Genomic DNA, 17,834 nt, shown 5'->3' on the forward strand with positions numbered 1-17,834 from the left:
AAGTCTATCTAAAAATTTTATTTCCAGGAGGCAACTTACCATTTTGGAAAAAATAGCCATAAATTAAAAACTTTTCCATTGCCTTAATTTGTATAATATTTCCACCACGAATAGGCACCATATTTACATTTTCGGCTTTTAAATATGCCGGATCATATCTTTCAGACGGGTTTGTCGTCTCGCCAAACTTCCACACATCGCCTTTCTTTAATGAAACCCTACCCGTTGGCATGGATGATCCTGAAGAATAGACATTATAATCACCATCGTATAGGGCAACCAAAGCATACGTAACCCCTTGACCGTGCATAACTTTTTTATACAAATTCGTAAGTTCATCAAACATTTTTTTAGCAAGTACTGGATCTACAGGAGCGGCTACAGGCTTGGCTTTGTCATTCATATAATTTTCAAACTGCCGACCTCCTAAATTTTCATAGATCCAACCAACCATATCCTCCACCTGATCTGCATTATTTTTGCCGTACTCCCAGCCAATTGCAAAGCCCAATGCAGGCAACACGGCACCTCCTGATCCAATACCAAGTCCCCCGGTTCCTGCTGATCCTAATCCTCTAGCTGTTATAGCCCAAGGTATCGCAGATGCAGTTGAAGCCCGTTTGCTATTCTTCTTCTTTTTTTCATCATCATCGCTTTCTTCTCTTTCGCTTGCTTGATCCATCGCCGACCTCATTCTTGCCCATGATATAAGCTCTGCAGCTCCTGGAATGGGTGCCATCCCATCCGGATCGATAAACCGTATTGGATTGTCAAAGGCGTAATTATACGGTGAAAACCGGCGCATCTGGTCTGCCAGCGGGTCTGGCACATGCCATCGCCCTATCTGCGCATCATAGAACCGCGCGCCATAGTCATGCTGATCCAGTCCCAGGTCCACCTGCAGTTCTTTTCCGTTATATCCGTACTTATTTTGTAATCCCGGTGTTGCATTTTGTAAGGAAATACCCTTCATCGCCAACCCGAACGGATAGTAATGCGTTTCCTCCAGCAGGGTTCCGTCCTCGTTCACCATCGAACGCACATTCCCCAGGTGGTCCTTCAGGAAATAATCAGCCGTAAAGGAGCCGCCATCCGGGCGCATACGGCCTTCCTCTGTTGCCACATACTTCAGCACATGATTTTCAAAGATCAATCCCCCCAGATAGGTGGTTACTTTTGTCGGCTGCCCGTTTTCCTCAACCGTTTTGCTCAGCTTGTTGCCGGCGGCATCATATTTGTAGGAAATTGTGCCCTTATTGGCTACAGCAATTTCCTGTGGCAAATTTAGGATATTATAACTGATCCCCGTGATGCCCTTGTTCAGGTCACTGGTAAGATTGCCATTGTCATCATAGGTATAATCGTCTCCCGTGTTGGCACCATTATTAAAATCACCCAGCTGATAACTCCGGGTATCAGCGGCCATTTCGTCTACCCGTTTCAGCTTATTGCTTAATCCGTTCTTCATGTAGCTGTAATGCAGCTCGTCGGTTTTTACCGACAGATTCTGGTTGCTTACAAAACCATATTGGGTCATCTGCCGGATATTGCCGTTAAAATCATAGGCGGTGGCCGGGTCAACTCCATTGCCCAACTGCATATCGTATTTTACACTGCCGGTCACCCCTGCGGCTCCAGCGATGAAACTACCGCTGCTGTACTGCCCGAAGTCGGCTTTCATCAGCCGGTTGGCCCGGTCATAGCTGAACTGGTACCGGCGGATCGCCCCGGTGTTGTTGCTCCCCCTTCCCCTCCAGGTCATTCCGGCTATATTCCCGTTGTAGGATGCACCGGTATAATTATTAATGGCGGCATTGCTCTGACTGGTCTTATTATTATTGGGTTTATCATACGCCAGATCAAAGCCCCAAAAACCACTTGTTGCCGAAGTTCCGCTATTCACGTAATCCCTGTTCATACCCAATAGCCAGCCCTGTATATTATAATCAAACAACTGGGTTTCAAGGGCGCTACCGCCATTTACCCCCAGCTTTTTGGCCTCCAGCTGGCCCAACTCATTATAATAGTTCCGGGCAATGATCTTATCCTCACTGGCAATGCCCGTGAGGTTATTCACTATATTTTTTGTTATTTGCACTACCCTGCCCAGCGCATCAAAGGTATTCCGGGTTATCGTGGTCAGCGAAATGGCCGTACCAGTTAATTTGGTCTGTTCATTTACAACCACCAGCGGCTGCCCGGTCCAGCTGTACTGGGTGGTTACCATGTCAGTACCGCCGGTATGATTCCTGCTTTTTACCTGTATGGGGCGATCCCTTTCATCATAAATAGTAATGGAGGTAGCAGATTGATATCCTGGTTCGTTTATTGACACAACCCTGTTGCCGGTTTGCAATCCCATTGTCCGCGTATCCTGTGTATTTGGTTGGGCATATGGGAATTGACCAGTAGAGGGCAGCAAGTAACTGTCATGCCCCGTACTGTACGTGCCGTTTAATCCGTAAAGATCCGGATAATTTGCAATCCAATCATAGTTATCATAAAACGTTTCCGTAAGCGGGGTGGCATACTCTAGCATTAAAATAGTAGGGTATTGTATGTTGCTGTTGTCCCCAGACAGTCCCATGGCAGCAGTCCAATGCGTAGCAGGATTATTATCCTGAAGAAACACCAGCCCCGTTTGTACCACGCGGTTCAGGTGATCATATTTTGTGTAATTCCAGGCAGCATTCACCTTTAAGTTTGCATCCTGTGTCAGTACCAGGCGGTCCCGCGCATCATACACCATTACCACGCGCTCCGCACCGGGCAGCTTTTTAACGATCATTCGCTTATAATCGTCATATTCATACCGGAAGCACTGCTCATTGAGCAGGTCTGGAGTCAGATACCAGCCGGAGCTGTTCATTGCATTCACGCCTTCCGGCTGTACCACGCAACGCAGGTTGCCGGGCCGGTCATAGATATAATAGGTACAGAGCCAGCCGCTGTGACCCTTTCCGGGGCCATCATCGGCAGCGGCTAATAGCTGCACTTTTTTTAATACCACCTGTCCCTCCTTGTTTTTAAACTCCACTACCTGGCTTCCGTGCTCATCGGTAGTGATCAGCTTGTATAAGGTGCCGGGGGCATACATGTACGCTGTTGTATTGTTATAACTGCCAAAGTCGCCCATTGCAGTAGCATCTGTTACATCCCAAACGCGTACGGAATCCTGCACCGTATTAAACAGGAGTTTACTTGCGATGCCGCGACCGGCGCCGCCCCAGCTGCTACCGGGGGCAAACTGCTGTGTAACCCGGCCCACGGGTGACGTTTCAAATTCCGTGCGGCTGAAGAACTGTGTTTCGTTCTGACGGGAATAGGGATTGCCGTTGCCACTGTAATATTCCTGCTGCTGCACCGTTGCCTGGTCCTTATACCATCCTCCGCCAACCGCACTAACATAGGGCAAATAGGTTTTTGTTTGCCGGCCATATGCGTCATATGCTTCAGGTATAACCATATCCCTGTAGATGCCGGTGGCCGTGGTAAGCGCGCCTTGTTTGATCACGGTCTGCTCCGACCTGCCCAGGCCATCCAAATACTTCGCCGTATGGCTGACATCTTGTACCTCTCGGTCTGCCAGCATCCCCGGATTGGTTTCCGGGTACTTGGGCACCCATTCTTTGATAAAATTCCGGTACTCCGTTGTTGCCGGAGGAAGCGCCGAAGCCTGTATGCTTACAGCTACAGACAGGTTAATGGTCCCGGTTTTTGAACCAGATCCCTCCGCTACAATATAATAGGTACCGGCCGCAAGGCCCGTCAGCTGGATGGCCGCCTGGAAGCTGTTGCACAACGGCCCATTATGATCATTTGACTGGATAAGGGTGCCGCTGCTGTTCAATACATGCAGATAGGTGTCGAAGCCGGAGCCGCAGGTAGAAACAGTAAGATCGGCGGCGCTGCCCAGTGTTACCTTGTAATAAATATCATCACTGGCCTGGCCATAGTCATTCCCATACCCATTGCTTACATCATTGCTGCGCTTATCCGAATAGGTATAGATACCGGGATTGGTATAACTGCCCACCACAATGGCATTGCTCATATTTACACCTTCCGAAGCAGGGGTGGTTGACTGCGATTGCACCACTGTTGTTATTGATAAGTTGATCGTGCCGCTACCCGTACCAGCACCCTCAGCTACGACATAATAAGTACCCGCCGCAAGCCCCGTCAACTGGAGCGATGCCTGAGCCCCGCTGCATGAGGGCCCGTTATCATCATTGGATTGAACCAGCCCCCCGCTGCTGTTCAATACATGCAGGTAGGTATTAAAACCGGAGCCACATGTAGATACGGACAAGTTGGCCGTATTGCCGACCGTTATTTTATAGTAGATATCATCACTGGCCTGGCCATAGTCGTTCCCATACCCGTTGGCTCCGTCGTTGCTGCGATTGTCCGTATACGTATAGGTACCCGGAGATGTATAATTCCCCGCAACGATGGCATTGCCCATATTGGCTCCCGCAGGAGCAGTGCCGCCTTGTACCGTTGTTGAAACTACCAGGTTGATGGTACCGCTGCTGGTGCCGTTGCCCTCTGCCACGATATAATAGGTTCCTGCAGGAAGGCCCGATAACTGCAGTGATGCTTCGGTACCGCTGCACCAGGGGCCATTGTCATCGTTATACTGTACAAGCCCACCGCTGCTGTTCAATACATGCAGGTAGGTATTGAATAAGGATCCACAGGTAGACACAGCCAGGTTGGAGGTATTGTTCACCGTTACCTTGTAGTAGATATCATCACTGGTCTGGCCATAGTCGTTCCCATATCCGTTGCTGGTCTGGTTATTGCGATTATCCATATACGTATAGGTACCCGGGCTGGTATAATTACCGATCACGATCGCATTACTCATATTTACCCCTTCGGAGGGCGCAGTGGGGCCATGTACCGTGGTTGTTACCGCCAGGTTAATGGTACCGCTGAACACATGAAATCCTTCCGCCACGATATAGTAGGTTCCGGGAACAAGATTGGTCAATTGTATGGAGGCGTTGCTTCCCACACAGAGCGGCCCATCGTCATTATTATACTGGATCAGGCCACCGTTGACGTTTAACACGTGCAGAAAGGTATTAAAATCAGAGCCGCAGGTATTTACCGAAAGATCGGCGGTATCGCTCACAGTTATTTTATAGAAAATATCGTCACTGTACTGCCCATAGTCGTCTTCGTATCCATAACTGATATCATTGCTGCGTACATCGGTATAGGTATAGGTGCCGGGGGCTGTATAATTGCCGATCACGATCGCGTTGCCCATATTCACCCCCTGAGAAGCTGAAAGGGATAGCACCGTTGTTGTTACGGACAAATTAATCGTACCCGTGTTAGTAGTATATCCCTCAGCCACGATATAATACGTACCTGCCGGAAGATTCGACAACTGAAGATAAGATTGGCTTCCATTACATATTGAATGATCATCGTTGGACTGTACTAGTCCTCCGCTACTATTTAAGACATGTAAATACGTATCAAAATTGGAACCGCATGTTGACACGGTAAGATCCGTTGGACCGCTGACCGTTATTTTGTAAAAAATGTCGTCGCTGGGCTGGCCATAGTCGTTTCCATACCCATTGGCAGGATCGTTACTTCTACTGTCGGTGTATGTAAATGTGCCCGGCACCGTATAATTACCAATTTGTATGGCATTCCCCATCGTATCACCACCTAAGGTAACCGTAAGTCCCACACTTATATTATATGTTCCGTAGGAAGAACCATATCCCTCTACAACAATATAATATACTCCAGCAGGAATATTGGTTTGCAGGGATGATGACCTGCCCGAACAAAATGGACCGTTATCATCATTTGAGGCCACCACATTACCATTTGCATCCAGCAAATAGAGGTAGGTATCTAGCTGTGCCTGACACAATGATATGCTCAGGTCGGTTCTTCCGGCTACTTCAAACCGATAAAACACATCGTCGCTTGCCTCGCCGTAATCATTGCCATAACCTGAAGCAGGGATATTGTCTCTCGCATCAGCATAATTATGGGATCCAATGGAATAATTACCCATACTGACCGGATTCGTCATATTGCTTCCCGTTGGCTGACTCAGAACATATAAATGACAGCACAAAGTAAAAAGCAGCAGTAAGAATCCCGGCAATATGGTATTTTTCATTGACCTCTGTATTCGTTGCATTTGATCCGTTTTAGTGATTTATTTAACAAACTCCTTTTTAATGGCCTGGTATTGATCGTATTGGGCGGTGGTCATTACGGTTCTGTAATAGGCATCCCGTTTTTTTTCGATGCGTACGGATTCCCTTGCCCGGCCCACACTGTCTTCCTGCTTAAATTGGGTTCTCATTTTAGCAAGCTCTTTTTCCCTCTGCTGCTCCATCCAGTATACCTTATACCGCTTCACACTGTCTAACCCCAGAGAGGTGCTCATCCGGTCAACCCTGGAAAGGAGCGTAGTTTGCTGCTGCGCCCGGGTTTTGACGGTCATAAATAAAGGAACCATTAAAAGAAGAAGACTTTTCATATTGAATTGCTTTATATTTATTAGAAGTTGCAATAGGGAGCACAGGCTATTGCTGCCCTCCGGCGATCACTCGCTGGTATTTATTGCATAGTCATTGGTTTTTACATCCCGGCATTAATACATTAATGTTCCGATGCTGATTTCATAGGGCTGGCCTGCTACAAGCACAACCTCGTCCCCGCTTTTGAAACTGCCATATGAACCGGGACTGTTCATATCCAGTACGGAATACACCAAACAGCCGTTTTGATAATTCACGCCCGCACTGATCCGGATACTCACTTTATAGGTACCGGCCGGGATGCGCGCCGTATGCTCCGCCGGTGTTGAAGAATAGGGTTTAAACTTATAGGTTGCTACCACGGCATCATTCCGGATAAAATCTACACACAACATGGATGGCGCGGCCACCTGGGTTGCAATCGAATAACGCAGCTTAACATCCGCCATAATATTTGATCCCGGGTTGTCGGGAACCGTTGTACCAGATCCGTTCTCAGCGTATGCAATGGCATTTTGGTCGGCCGATTGCTGGTCAATTCCCATCATTGTACCGCCTTCCACAATTTTATTATAAAAAAGCCAAATCCCTAAATCCTGAACATTTTGAGAGCGCATGACAGGCACGTTCAGATACAATGGACTGGCTCCAGCACTGCTGAAATTGCGCATTTTATAAGCGTACTGTCCCAGTATACGACCATTATGATCTTTTTTCGCGATCAGTCGGCCTACGGGGTCGTATTCAAAATAGGCCGGTTTTGTATTGGGACCGGTATGGCTGCTTACACCTACTAGCGGCCGGTAGGTATAAATATCCGCAACTATACCGGGCTGGTTAAGTCCCGACAGCAGTGCCCGGAGGTCTGCATCACTCGTTGGATTGATAATCTGGGCGTTTGATTTGTAGGATGCCGGAATGGCCGCATAGGTCTGCCCTTTCAGTTCGGCAACGGGATGCAAGAACCGGTATCCCCACAGGTATGAAACCGGCAAACCATCCCGCCCCTTCATTTCCAATACATTTCCATACTGGTCATATTCCTGGATATGCTGATCCTCTCTAAGTGGTTTTCCATTATTTGAACTGCTAAGGGCAACGGGCGCTATCACTCCTAACCCAACCGGGAATTGGCTATACTCCGTTTTCTGCCGCGCAACTTCCTTTCCCAGGGTAACATTGGTTTCAATTTCTTCGATACGCGCATTTACCATATTCCGGTTCACCATTAAATCATAAACAGGGGTTCCCGTAAAATTATAGGCATATCTGAGTTGCTTTTCTATTTCTGCCCCCTTGCTGTCGCTGGTTTTAATTTTTGAGGGATTCAGGTACGGCAGGTTATTATATTCATATTGCGTTACGGTTTTCAGGCTATCTGTATCGGTATACGAGGTTTCGGTTATTTTATCCGGCAGCAGCCGGCCGGACGGAATTCCATACTCGCCGTATATGAACTCCTGACCCGGATAATGTCCTGTTGATGAAAAGTTTTCAGCAGGGTTATAGAACGTCCAGGAATTAACCGGGGTGCTACCAGAAATGACGGAGTACATTACCCGCAAAAAGGCAAAATTAACCCGGATCTGTTCCGGTTTTAAATAGGCTGTGTAGGTGAAATCTTTTTTATAGATCAGCCGGTACAGGTCATTTAATTCATGCGACAAAGCACTCGTATTATACAAATACTTCTTAACCGACTTTTGAGCCCCCATAAGCCCATCTGTTTTTAACCGGCTTATATTCGTTCCCTCAATACGGTTCTCTGCATACAGATAGGCGTTATTATTATTGTAATACTGCTCGGGGGAATAGTATTCATATACTGTCTTCCCGGTCTTTTTTCCCAGATCCTGGTTATACTCGGTCACTTTCTCATAATAAATGGGAGCACCGTTACTATAGGTATAATCCAGGGCCGATGCCGGCTGATAGGTCGTTTTTGTTTCCATGGTGTAAATACTGAAGCAGCTTTTCGTATCGCAGGATGTTCCCGGGTTTAAGGCCTTCAAATAGGCGATCTTTTGTTCGTACCCCACTGTTCCGTAATGAAACTGGCCGCTTTCCTTTGCACGTGCCGGGCGATTGACCAATACACCCGTTCCATCTTCCAGTTTTCCATAACGATAGTATTTTTGTCCAGCAAATGTGCCATCCTCCTTATACGTATTAATAGCCCTGATCCGCAAACCGCCGCAAAGCTGCGGCAGGGAGTTCTGTGCTCCCAGCCAGTTGAATTGTTCTGTATAGCTGTTGGCTTCAAAATCAAAATCCGCATATCCTCCGGTAGGATAAACGATCCGTTTCAGGATGCCTCTTTTCATAGCTTCTTCACCCGGGGCCTCCGCCCAGTTATTACCGGTAACCATAATGGGAATGTTTGAGGCAAAGTTTCCGCATCCACCCTGGATATCCCTGTAAAAACGGTCCTGGTTCCGTTTAATGGTTGGCAGCGACATTACATTCATGGAGGTATTATTTGCATACGCGATCTCCACCGTGTTATCATTGGGATACCCCCAGGCATCGTGCCCCTTCAAATGATTGCCGAAACAGTATTTCGACTGGTATCCCAGTGCATAGCGTTCATAGGTATCCGCGCCATTCCGGATATGTAATGAGTCAAGGTACATGGTTCCCTGAAAATTCGGCCCGTTGTAACTTTTTGCCTCCTGCACATATACAGGCGCCGTATAAGACTGGAAAAAATAGGCTGTTTTCAACTCTTCGCCGGATGGACCGAGTACCCGGATATTATTCAACTTATCAGCTCCATTAAACTGTACCTTTCCTCCGCGAAAACTGATCTCAGAAACGGAAAGTCCATGTATGTTTTGCGCAGAACTATTCGTTACACCTGTTCGTTCATAAACGGCGTCCACAACATTATTCGTACTGTTCAGGCGAGGCACATGAAAATAAGATTTGGCGCTATTGCCATAAACTACCATGTATTTCGGCGATGATATTTCATAAAAAGGAGGTAAGTAATTGTAATCCGTAGTTTGAGTCATTTCCGTTCTATCCGATGTATAGTAATTAATCATGCCGCAGGGGTTTTCATTATTGTAATACTCTACATAATCATTATAACTCCTGTATGTCACCATAGCCTTGGGCGCATAACTAAAGGATAATTCTTCAATGCCCTGGGCGCTTACAATACGTTTACATTTCCAGGCAGAAACTACGCATCCGAAACAGGTACCGTCTGTACCCGCGCCCGTAACTTCCATTCCCTTGCTCAGCAACAAATTAACATCCCCGGCACCCGGTTCTCCAAAATAATATTTCGTTCCGTCCACATCTGTGATGACAAACTGATTGTAGTTAAATTCTATTTTGATATTATCAAAAGGAACCGGCACGATGCTGTATCCCGATCCCGAGGTGTTTTTTTGAAAATAAAAAGACCCAGATTTATTGAGTAATTTATACGTAAACTTGTCGGGACTTGCATCCTTTTCCCCTGTTGCCAGGTAGTAGTTCTCCTGGTAGGAAGTAGGGTAGGTACATCCGGAACAGCTCGAAGGATTTGGATAATAGGTCTTCACCAGGCTGTTATTGATATACCCCGCTGAAAGGAAATCGTCCTTACCGTTTACCGTGCGTGTAATCTGGAGATCATTGCTTAAGGACCAGCCCAACCCGGCCCTGGTTGCCTGCTCGTTGATCCGGAAGCCGCCGGCATGGTATACCAGATCAACCGGCAATTTTAATCCACCCACATTGATCTCATAAAATGGTATTCGTATATCCGGCACACCCGTATTATAATCAACCGGGTAATTGACCATTTTGGTCAATGCTGCCGCCTCCGGTGTTACCGGGGTCAATTTATTTGTTTGGCCCAAAACCATGGTGTAACAACCCATTAGCAAAAAAAAACTCAAAGCAGCTATTCTAGTCCTGATCTTCATCGTTTATGATTTTCCTTATTTAATATTTCCGTATGCTTTCAATAAGCGCAAAAATTTCCAAGACTTGAGGCTGCTCCAACTGTTACAACCCTGGGATACGATGCACAATAAAGTTTCCTGTTTATTTTCTGGCATGAATATTACAGCCAGACACGTTCCTCTTTTTCAGCCCTATGCAACGCTATCATTCTTCTCATAAAGTCAACTCTCCCCCGCCGGTTGAGGCGGGGAACAACATCATTTACCCAAAAAGTCTATAACAGATCCGCAACAACCCCAAGAGGTTTGCTAAAAACACACCTTCAATTCCTCACAATAATACTTGTAAGCAACAGAATATTGATTATTTCAAATGAGGGGTTCTAAAGATATCGCTCCACAGATCCAGGTTTATACGGCTTCTCTCATAGGGGTTGCCAGGTTTATCAATTTTTACTTTCTCATTTCAGTTATATTACCGCGCAAAAATACCGAACTTCACATATTATTTCCAAATATATTTTATTTTTTTTTACTACTTAAAATATATTCTTGAAATCATCATCTTTCTTTTTTCCAATGTCAAACAACTTCAGCATAGATATACCACTAGAAAATTTAGACAGAATCTATTTGAATCAGGGATTCGGTATAGAATGGAAGCTTCCTGCACGGCATTTCTCTGTCTCGCTGAAAACGATCATTCAAATATCAAGCCCGTGGCAAGAATAAAAACCGTCGCCACCGGATGGTGGGTGTTATACTGATTGTCACGTACCTGACCTTGTTTAATATAATTGATACGATACAGTAGTTAATCCTATAGATGCTTCACGCAGGTTAACAATTCCAATAATCTTCCTTGTTGTCATCCATTGTAATGAAAGAAGGAATATACCGCAGACAAATGGTCAGCACGGGTTCAAATTAAGATCTTTCACTACTAAGTGGAGAATCTTCTACAAATCAATTCACTTCTGTATTCTCATTCTCTGTGACGAAATTTTCATGCACCTCCGTCTTTTAAATTACGCAACATCTGTACCCCATAACACTGTCTTAATCTTCCGGTAGCAAGGTGTATATCAACCTCTCGGCTAATAATATGAAGGGCCCACCTGGACAGCAGCCACGCATGCTGTAAAGTGGCATTGGGCACTCGTATATTTTTCAATAGCCTCTGTGCTTTAGCTGCATATAACTGAGCCAATGTAATTTTGTCTCTAATCAGGATTTACTGGGGTTTGTGATAAGAAGTGGTAAGTGTACAAAAGTATTCGGAGGAACAAAATTAAAAATAGATTAAAAGCGACAATTTGTTTACTCCTTTCCCTCTATTGTCGTTAGTAGTTTTACTGATGGGTCAATTCGTCTGTCTAATCCGGTGGGCCCAAATCCGAAAAATCTCTTAAAATCATTGACCAGGTGCATCTGGTCAGCAAAGCCAAACTCATAGGCGATCCGGGACCAAGGTATGTTGGAGCGGGTTTCTTTATATATAATGAAGCATTTGCAAACCGGATAATACGGCCGAATAATTTGAGAGATACATCAAGACTACTCAGCGCTCTCCGTTCAAATTGCCGGGTACTCATACACGCGAGGCTCGCAACCTGTCTTACGCTTAAATTACCACTATGGACACCAACTCTGCAATAGCATGATCAAAGCTGGACATAGGATTAATATTGGAGATTTTTTTCATCAAAAAACCTTCAAGTTGCGGCAAGGTTTGTGGGAGCAGTTTTAACTTCCCTTATTCAACGATAAAAGCGCAGCTCTGTATCGGTAATAATCTTGTCTCTAACGTCTTCATAGTCCTTGCGAGATTCCTCAATGCTGATATTTTCCACGGCCGCTTTGAACTTTTCCATTTCGTCCATATGCATTGCTTGTACAGCCTCCATTATATACAAACGCATTTTTAGAAATTCGATCTCTTGTTCCATATTCATTAAAAGAATGAATTCCGCAATGATCCTGCCCTCAAAAAAAAGTCCGCCCCTGAACGGCAGACATTTTAAGATGAACAGTTCGTAATTTAATAAGCATCATTGAGTGCAAACACCTCCTCTTGTGCCTTAAGCTATGAATCGTTTTCTTTTCCTCAGCGTCCCCTCCGGCAGACGCCGATAGGAAGCTCGCACAAAAAAATGCTTAATCTATCTCGGTAAACGATTGCAATGCTACTCCCTAGCGCCGTTGCATGCATGGAATGAAAAGGAAGTCCCTATCTCAGTCGTCTTCGTACGTTAAGCCCCGAATTTTTAAGAAAATCTTCTGTTTTCATTTGTTCATATTATGTTTAGTTAAAAAATCGAATCCGTTATGACTCGATTTCAACTTACACACTTTATGAAACAGTGTCGATTGAAGAAATTTTTAACGGCAACACTGGCTCGCCAAATTACTACAAGGATTCTGTGATCGCCGCCTTCATTATCAACCAGGATGCAAAAATGAGTAATTTAACTGTATCGGGAAATAATGCATCTTTTAAAAAGATCGTGCAAAAGTATGTACAACAATCGGCCTGCGGCTGGAGCACAGCCGAGCATAATGGGAAAACGGTCGCCTGCCTGGTTCGAATGAAATTCCTTTTAAAAATTGACAATCTTACTGATGCGGTCAAATCTACTTCTTCAATCAATTGGTCCTACATTGAAAAACAGCCTTGATAAAGCGGCGCATTCACCGGCCAGAAACATTAATGTGCCACCCGTTCTTTGACTAATTAGGATACACAATGTTCCTCAAACGGATCAACAATCGTTTACGTCGATCACAAAGCCATGAAGCTGCGACAAATGCCGCTTACGGCGCATCAGGGTAGGCTACTTTAAAGGTAGCCGACAGCTCCTTGGAGTCGGTAAAACTGCAACGGTTATCCGTAAAGAATACGGTTCCGGTTACGCTTCCTTCAATAAAATCGTCGGTAACCGTTGTGAAGGTCAGCTTGCCGCTGAATTGCTCTCCCCCGGAACAGGAATTATAGAAACTGAAGAACATGATGCGCGGCACTCCTTTGCTATAGGTCATATAAAATTCTCCGCTCCCTCTGCCGCCATTGTACACGTTTTGCTTTAAACCATTGCAATAGATGTTAATACCGGTACCGGCTTTTGAATCCCCGCCATCTATCTGCAGACTGCCTCCCCGAACCCGTGCTCCTATTACATCAAAATCAAAAGGCTGCCCGCCAACGGTTCCTTTAAAATAAGCATCCGGAGAGAGTTTGATGGAAGTTAAAAAAATCATCTTTCCAATGGGACGTCTTCCGCCCGGATACCCGGGATCGGGCAAGGTGCCTTTGGAAGTCGCTTCTACCTGTATGGTTACGGTTTTACTTTCAGAGATCACGGCAGGGGCCGTGTAAATAGCCTTTGCCATAACACCTTTCGTGTTTTTCCGCACCTCCAGCTTTCCGGGTCCTTCCACAATCTTCCACTGCAGGGAAGTGTATTTTTTGGGACCCAGATCCTGAAAAAGCGATAAGGGCAGCGCATCTGCATCATCACTTCCCGGGGACGCCAGCGGCGCCAACAAACTCGTTTCCAATAAATCCAGCTCTACCTTGTCATTATTTTCTACCAGTTCCCGGTCCTTTCGAAGCGAAAGATTTTCAAAGAACATCCAGTCGCTGAAATGGCTGGTTGTAACAGATACCGTTTGGCTTTCTGTGTCCACAGATGTAGGTTTGGCACACCAGGCGCCATCTCCCCGTTGATAAGCAATCATCAACACATTTTCAGCGCCCTCAGTCGCCATCCGGCCCGCATAGTTGAACGTCAATGTCGCCGGCTTTAGCAATTTCCGTCCCTGAGCTTCGATCCGGTAGGCATTTCTTCCGGTTCCTTCCTCAAGGGTATTGGAGATCGGCTGGATGCTGATCTCTGTAGCTTCCGCAAAACTGCCGGGTGGTATAGATACCTGCAAATGTGCATCCCCGCTGGCAATGGATCCGCCATCCGGTCCCATCACTTTCTTTACCGCCGTTCCTACCGGTTCTCCTTTTGGTTGAAACGACGGAATACCCCGCTCCCATTCATCGGGATCAGGCTGATCGTCCTGCGGAGACTTTTTACAACCGGGCATTAAAACCAAGACGGCGGCAATCATCCAGACAAAAAAAACAGTTCTTTTCATGTGGGTATTTTAAATTTGACTTTAGCATTTATGTATCACCAGCACTTGCTTCGGCTCCTTTTTCTCAACGTTTATTATTACGAATAATATGATGCGATAGCAGTTCGGAAAGGTGCACCGGTATACCAATCGACTACATTGATGGATATCGGGTTCCGGTACAAACAGCATGGCGATGCATGCTATTCCCTGATGCATGATGCGAAGGTAGCTGCGCCGGCAATTGCGTACGCAATGATTCGTCGAACAACGGATTGAACCGTCAAACGGAAAAAACAGCGGTCGGGCAGCAGGATCGCCAACCGGCAATGCGATGCGTTGTATTACCCCGGCTGGTTTGTGAGGAGATGGTTACGAAGCTGGTATTTCTGGCTGAGTTCGTTCATTTTTTGTGCGAACGCTTTCCGGTAATAGGCGGGCATCTGCGTACCGGAGCCAAAAAACCGCTGGTATCTTTCCAGTAAATGCGGGTAGTGCTTCTCCACTGCACGCAGCACCAGGGTCTTACTATCGGAGGCTTCAGCGCCAAACAATGTAAGTGTGGATGGCAGCAGGTAGTTTACCCCTGCCGCTTTAAACGTTTGAAACAACTGCTCCAGTTGCGCCGCCGTATCCGTTATAAACGGTAGCAAAGGCATCAGGCTCACCCCGCTAAAGAGCCCTTTTTCAAGTGCCCGCTCTAACGTGTTCAAACGCGCCGAAGGAGGTGTGGCCCCTGGCTCAAAAATACGGGCGACATGATCTTCAATAGTAGAAAAGGAAAACGTGACCAGGGCTTTACGGCTTATTCTGCCGTGCAAATCATCCGGGAGGATGCTTTCCCGGTCAATGGCCTCAAGCAGATCGAAGTCTCGGCTAACCAGATCCGACTTGGTAATCACATGAACAGGAAAGCGGTAATGCAGGATCACTTCCAGGAGCCGCCGGGTAAGCAGCTGTGTTTTTTCAATCTGCAGATACGGATCGGTAGCGGACGACAATACGATAAACCCATACTGCTTTTTCCGGGCCCGTGCCGCCAGCTGCCGCTCCAGCAGTTCAACCGCATTGCCTTTGACACTCAGCTTTTCCTCCATATTAACCCCGTACTTACTGCCCCGGATATAACAATACAGGCAGTTAAAGGAGCATCCGCTATAGGGATTAACGGTATAATCATCCAGGAACCAGGGATTCCTGCGTTTTGTTTTATTCAATATCGATTGGGCGATGATGGTGCGTGTCATTTTCCTTGGGATACCTGCGCATGCCTTTCATGTTCGATCCTGAAACACGAGTGCCGGTATATTCCTATAAAGGTATATGCTTTCTATTTGAATGCATATACAAATATCTTTTGGGCTTTACCTTTGTTCCTTTTAAAGAAACCGACACAAAACAGGATTGCATCCCGGTTCGCTAATAAAATAAATCGGTACCTTCACCGCTGCGCAATCAAAATGAATCCTAGACAGCTTTTTTACTTCATCTTTTTTTACCTGTTCTTATCTATTAAGGGTTTTGCACTCAATGTGGACAGCTGCCTGGCCCCGCTTTCATCTTTTGAGCGGATCCGGTATATCAGCGGATATATCGAAACCTATAATATCATTAATACGCCCGCATTTGGGCCGTTCCTTAACCAACTCAGCGCGTTTGCAAAAAAACACAAAGATCAGCTGCTCCAGGCAGAGGTGGAATATTTAATCAGGGAAAAACCCGCATTTGAAGAGCCGGATCTTCAAAAAAAAATAGCCTTGCTCAAGCAGTTACAGGAAACATACCAGAAAAAAAACGATCCGCTGCATGTGGGCGCCAGTATGGTTGCGATCGGTCAACTTCAGTTCACCAATGAGCAATATGCTGCGGCCTTTGAAAACCTGCTGGGGGCCAATGAAATTTTTAAAACCCTGGGATATGGGCGTATTCCGGCCATAGGAAAATTCCTGCATGACTTTGCGCTGGATTACTTTTTCTTTCAAAACTATGAACAGGCGATCCTGTATATGAGGGAATCGATAAAGCTTCCTAAGTACAATAGTAATTTAGACATACAACGCTATAACACCCTGGGTATGTCGTACCTGAACCTAAACAGGCTGGATAGTGCTTACAGGTATCTTCAAATGGCGTATCAAAGAGCCAGCGTATACAGGGACAGCACGTGGATGGGTTTAAGCGCCGGCAATATCGGTGAGGTTTTATACCAGCAGGGCGCCTATCAAAAAGCGCTCAATTATTTCCTGGAGGATTACCGGATGAATATTGGTGGCGATTTCCCCGATATGCAACAGAAGATCTGTGTAAACCTGTGTAAAGTTTATCTTCAGCTGGGTTACCTTGACAGCGCCCATTCCTACTTGTTGCGTACCCGGCATTTCTTTCCCAAACCCGGGAACGGTACTTTTGGCAACCAACAGTTACTGGAACAGGCAAAATTGAATTATTATGCTGTTAGCTATCAGTACCACCTCAAACTAAAAGAATACCGGCTGGCCCTGTTATATGCCGATAGTTTACACCGGTCTGAAAAGATCCGGGATCAGAAATACAATACGCTGCAGGTGGAAATGGCTGCCGGCCAACGGGAATTGCTGCAGTCAAAAATGATGGTTCAAAAGAACAAACTGATATACGAAAAGCAACGGTTGGCAAAGAATATGGTGATCCTTTCTTTAGCCGTTATCTTTATAGCCGCCGCGTTACTGGGCCTGTCTGTTTATCGGAACAAGCAACGGCGTAATAAGCAAAAGCAGCTGCAACTGAGTGCCGCACTTGAACGAACAACACATCATCTGAAATTATCCGAACTAAAATTGAACGAATTTGCGTTAAGAGTCCAGGAAAAATCGCAACTGGTAGATGACCTTACCCAAAAACTGGAAAAGGATCCCGGCACCGATCATCACCTGCTGCTGCAATTGCGGCAATCCACCATCCTGACGGAAAGCGACTGGATGCGTTTCAGGGTGCTTTTTGAGCAGGTGCATTCCGGCTTCCTGCACCGGCTGAAAGAAAAACATCCGGAAGTATCACCAGCCGAAATCCGTTATCTCACGCTTGCGAAACTTCATTTTTCAACTAAGGAAATGGCCGCAGCGCTGGGTGTATCGCCCCAAAGCATCCGTACCAACTGGTACCGGATCCGCAAAAAGCTCGAACTACCGGAATCGCTTACAGCGGAGGCATTGGTAGCGGCTATCTGACAAACGGCTTCTTATTGGTGGAGCGGCCGCATGATGCATGATCACCGCAACCATACCGGCCATCCTTCGCGGCATTC

8 protein-coding genes are annotated in these 17,834 nt (G+C 46.1%); 2 read left to right on the forward strand and 6 right to left on the reverse strand.

Features of this window, described 5'->3' with window-relative positions:
• Nucleotides 1-4: 4 nt before the first annotated feature.
• The 4 genes from LQ567_RS24985 to LQ567_RS25000 all read right to left on the reverse strand — a co-directional run bounded on the left by LQ567_RS24985 (nt 5) and on the right by LQ567_RS25000 (nt 12,375).
• Complete coding sequence (locus LQ567_RS24985) at nt 5-6,160, reverse strand: DUF6443 domain-containing protein (protein WP_231008653.1); 6,156 nt, start codon at nt 6,158-6,160, stop codon at nt 5-7.
• A 39-nt stretch (nt 6,161-6,199) separates the two neighbouring features.
• The gene (locus LQ567_RS24990; RefSeq protein ID WP_231008654.1) at nt 6,200-6,526 is read right to left on the reverse strand and encodes a hypothetical protein; all 327 of its coding nucleotides are present in this window, start codon (nt 6,524-6,526) and stop codon (nt 6,200-6,202) included.
• 114 nt (nt 6,527-6,640) lie between these two features.
• Nucleotides 6,641-10,363, reverse strand: a complete 3,723-nt coding sequence (locus tag LQ567_RS24995) for a hypothetical protein (protein WP_231008655.1) — start codon at nt 10,361-10,363, stop codon at nt 6,641-6,643.
• Nucleotides 10,364-12,186: 1,823 nt separating this feature from the next.
• The gene (locus tag LQ567_RS25000; RefSeq protein WP_231008656.1) at nt 12,187-12,375 is read right to left on the reverse strand and encodes a hypothetical protein; all 189 of its coding nucleotides are present in this window, start codon (nt 12,373-12,375) and stop codon (nt 12,187-12,189) included.
• Between the two features lie 414 nt (nt 12,376-12,789).
• Here LQ567_RS25000 and LQ567_RS25005 point away from each other — a divergent pair, with 414 nt between their 5' ends.
• On the forward strand, nt 12,790-13,104 hold the full coding sequence (locus tag LQ567_RS25005; RefSeq protein ID WP_231008657.1) for a hypothetical protein: 315 nt from the start codon (nt 12,790-12,792) through the stop codon (nt 13,102-13,104).
• Between the two features lie 136 nt (nt 13,105-13,240).
• On the opposite strand, the gene LQ567_RS25010 is transcribed toward LQ567_RS25005, so the two are convergent.
• Together LQ567_RS25010 and LQ567_RS25015 are read right to left on the reverse strand one after the other, a co-directional pair.
• Nucleotides 13,241-14,572 (reverse strand): hypothetical protein, encoded by a 1,332-nt coding sequence (locus LQ567_RS25010; RefSeq protein ID WP_231008658.1) that lies wholly within the window; start codon nt 14,570-14,572, stop codon nt 13,241-13,243.
• Nucleotides 14,573-14,895: 323 nt separating this feature from the next.
• Nucleotides 14,896-15,798, reverse strand: coding sequence for an SPL family radical SAM protein (locus LQ567_RS25015; RefSeq protein WP_231008659.1), 903 nt, complete (start codon nt 15,796-15,798; stop codon nt 14,896-14,898).
• 213 nt (nt 15,799-16,011) lie between these two features.
• Between LQ567_RS25015 and LQ567_RS25020 the strand changes: the two genes are divergently transcribed.
• Entirely contained in the window at nt 16,012-17,757 is a 1,746-nt protein-coding gene (locus tag LQ567_RS25020) for a tetratricopeptide repeat protein (protein WP_231008660.1), read from the forward strand.
• Nucleotides 17,758-17,834 lie beyond the last annotated feature (77 nt).

It is taken from the genome of Niabella pedocola, assembly GCF_021044425.1.
Classification (GTDB): Bacteria; Bacteroidota; Bacteroidia; order Chitinophagales; family Chitinophagaceae; genus Niabella; species Niabella pedocola.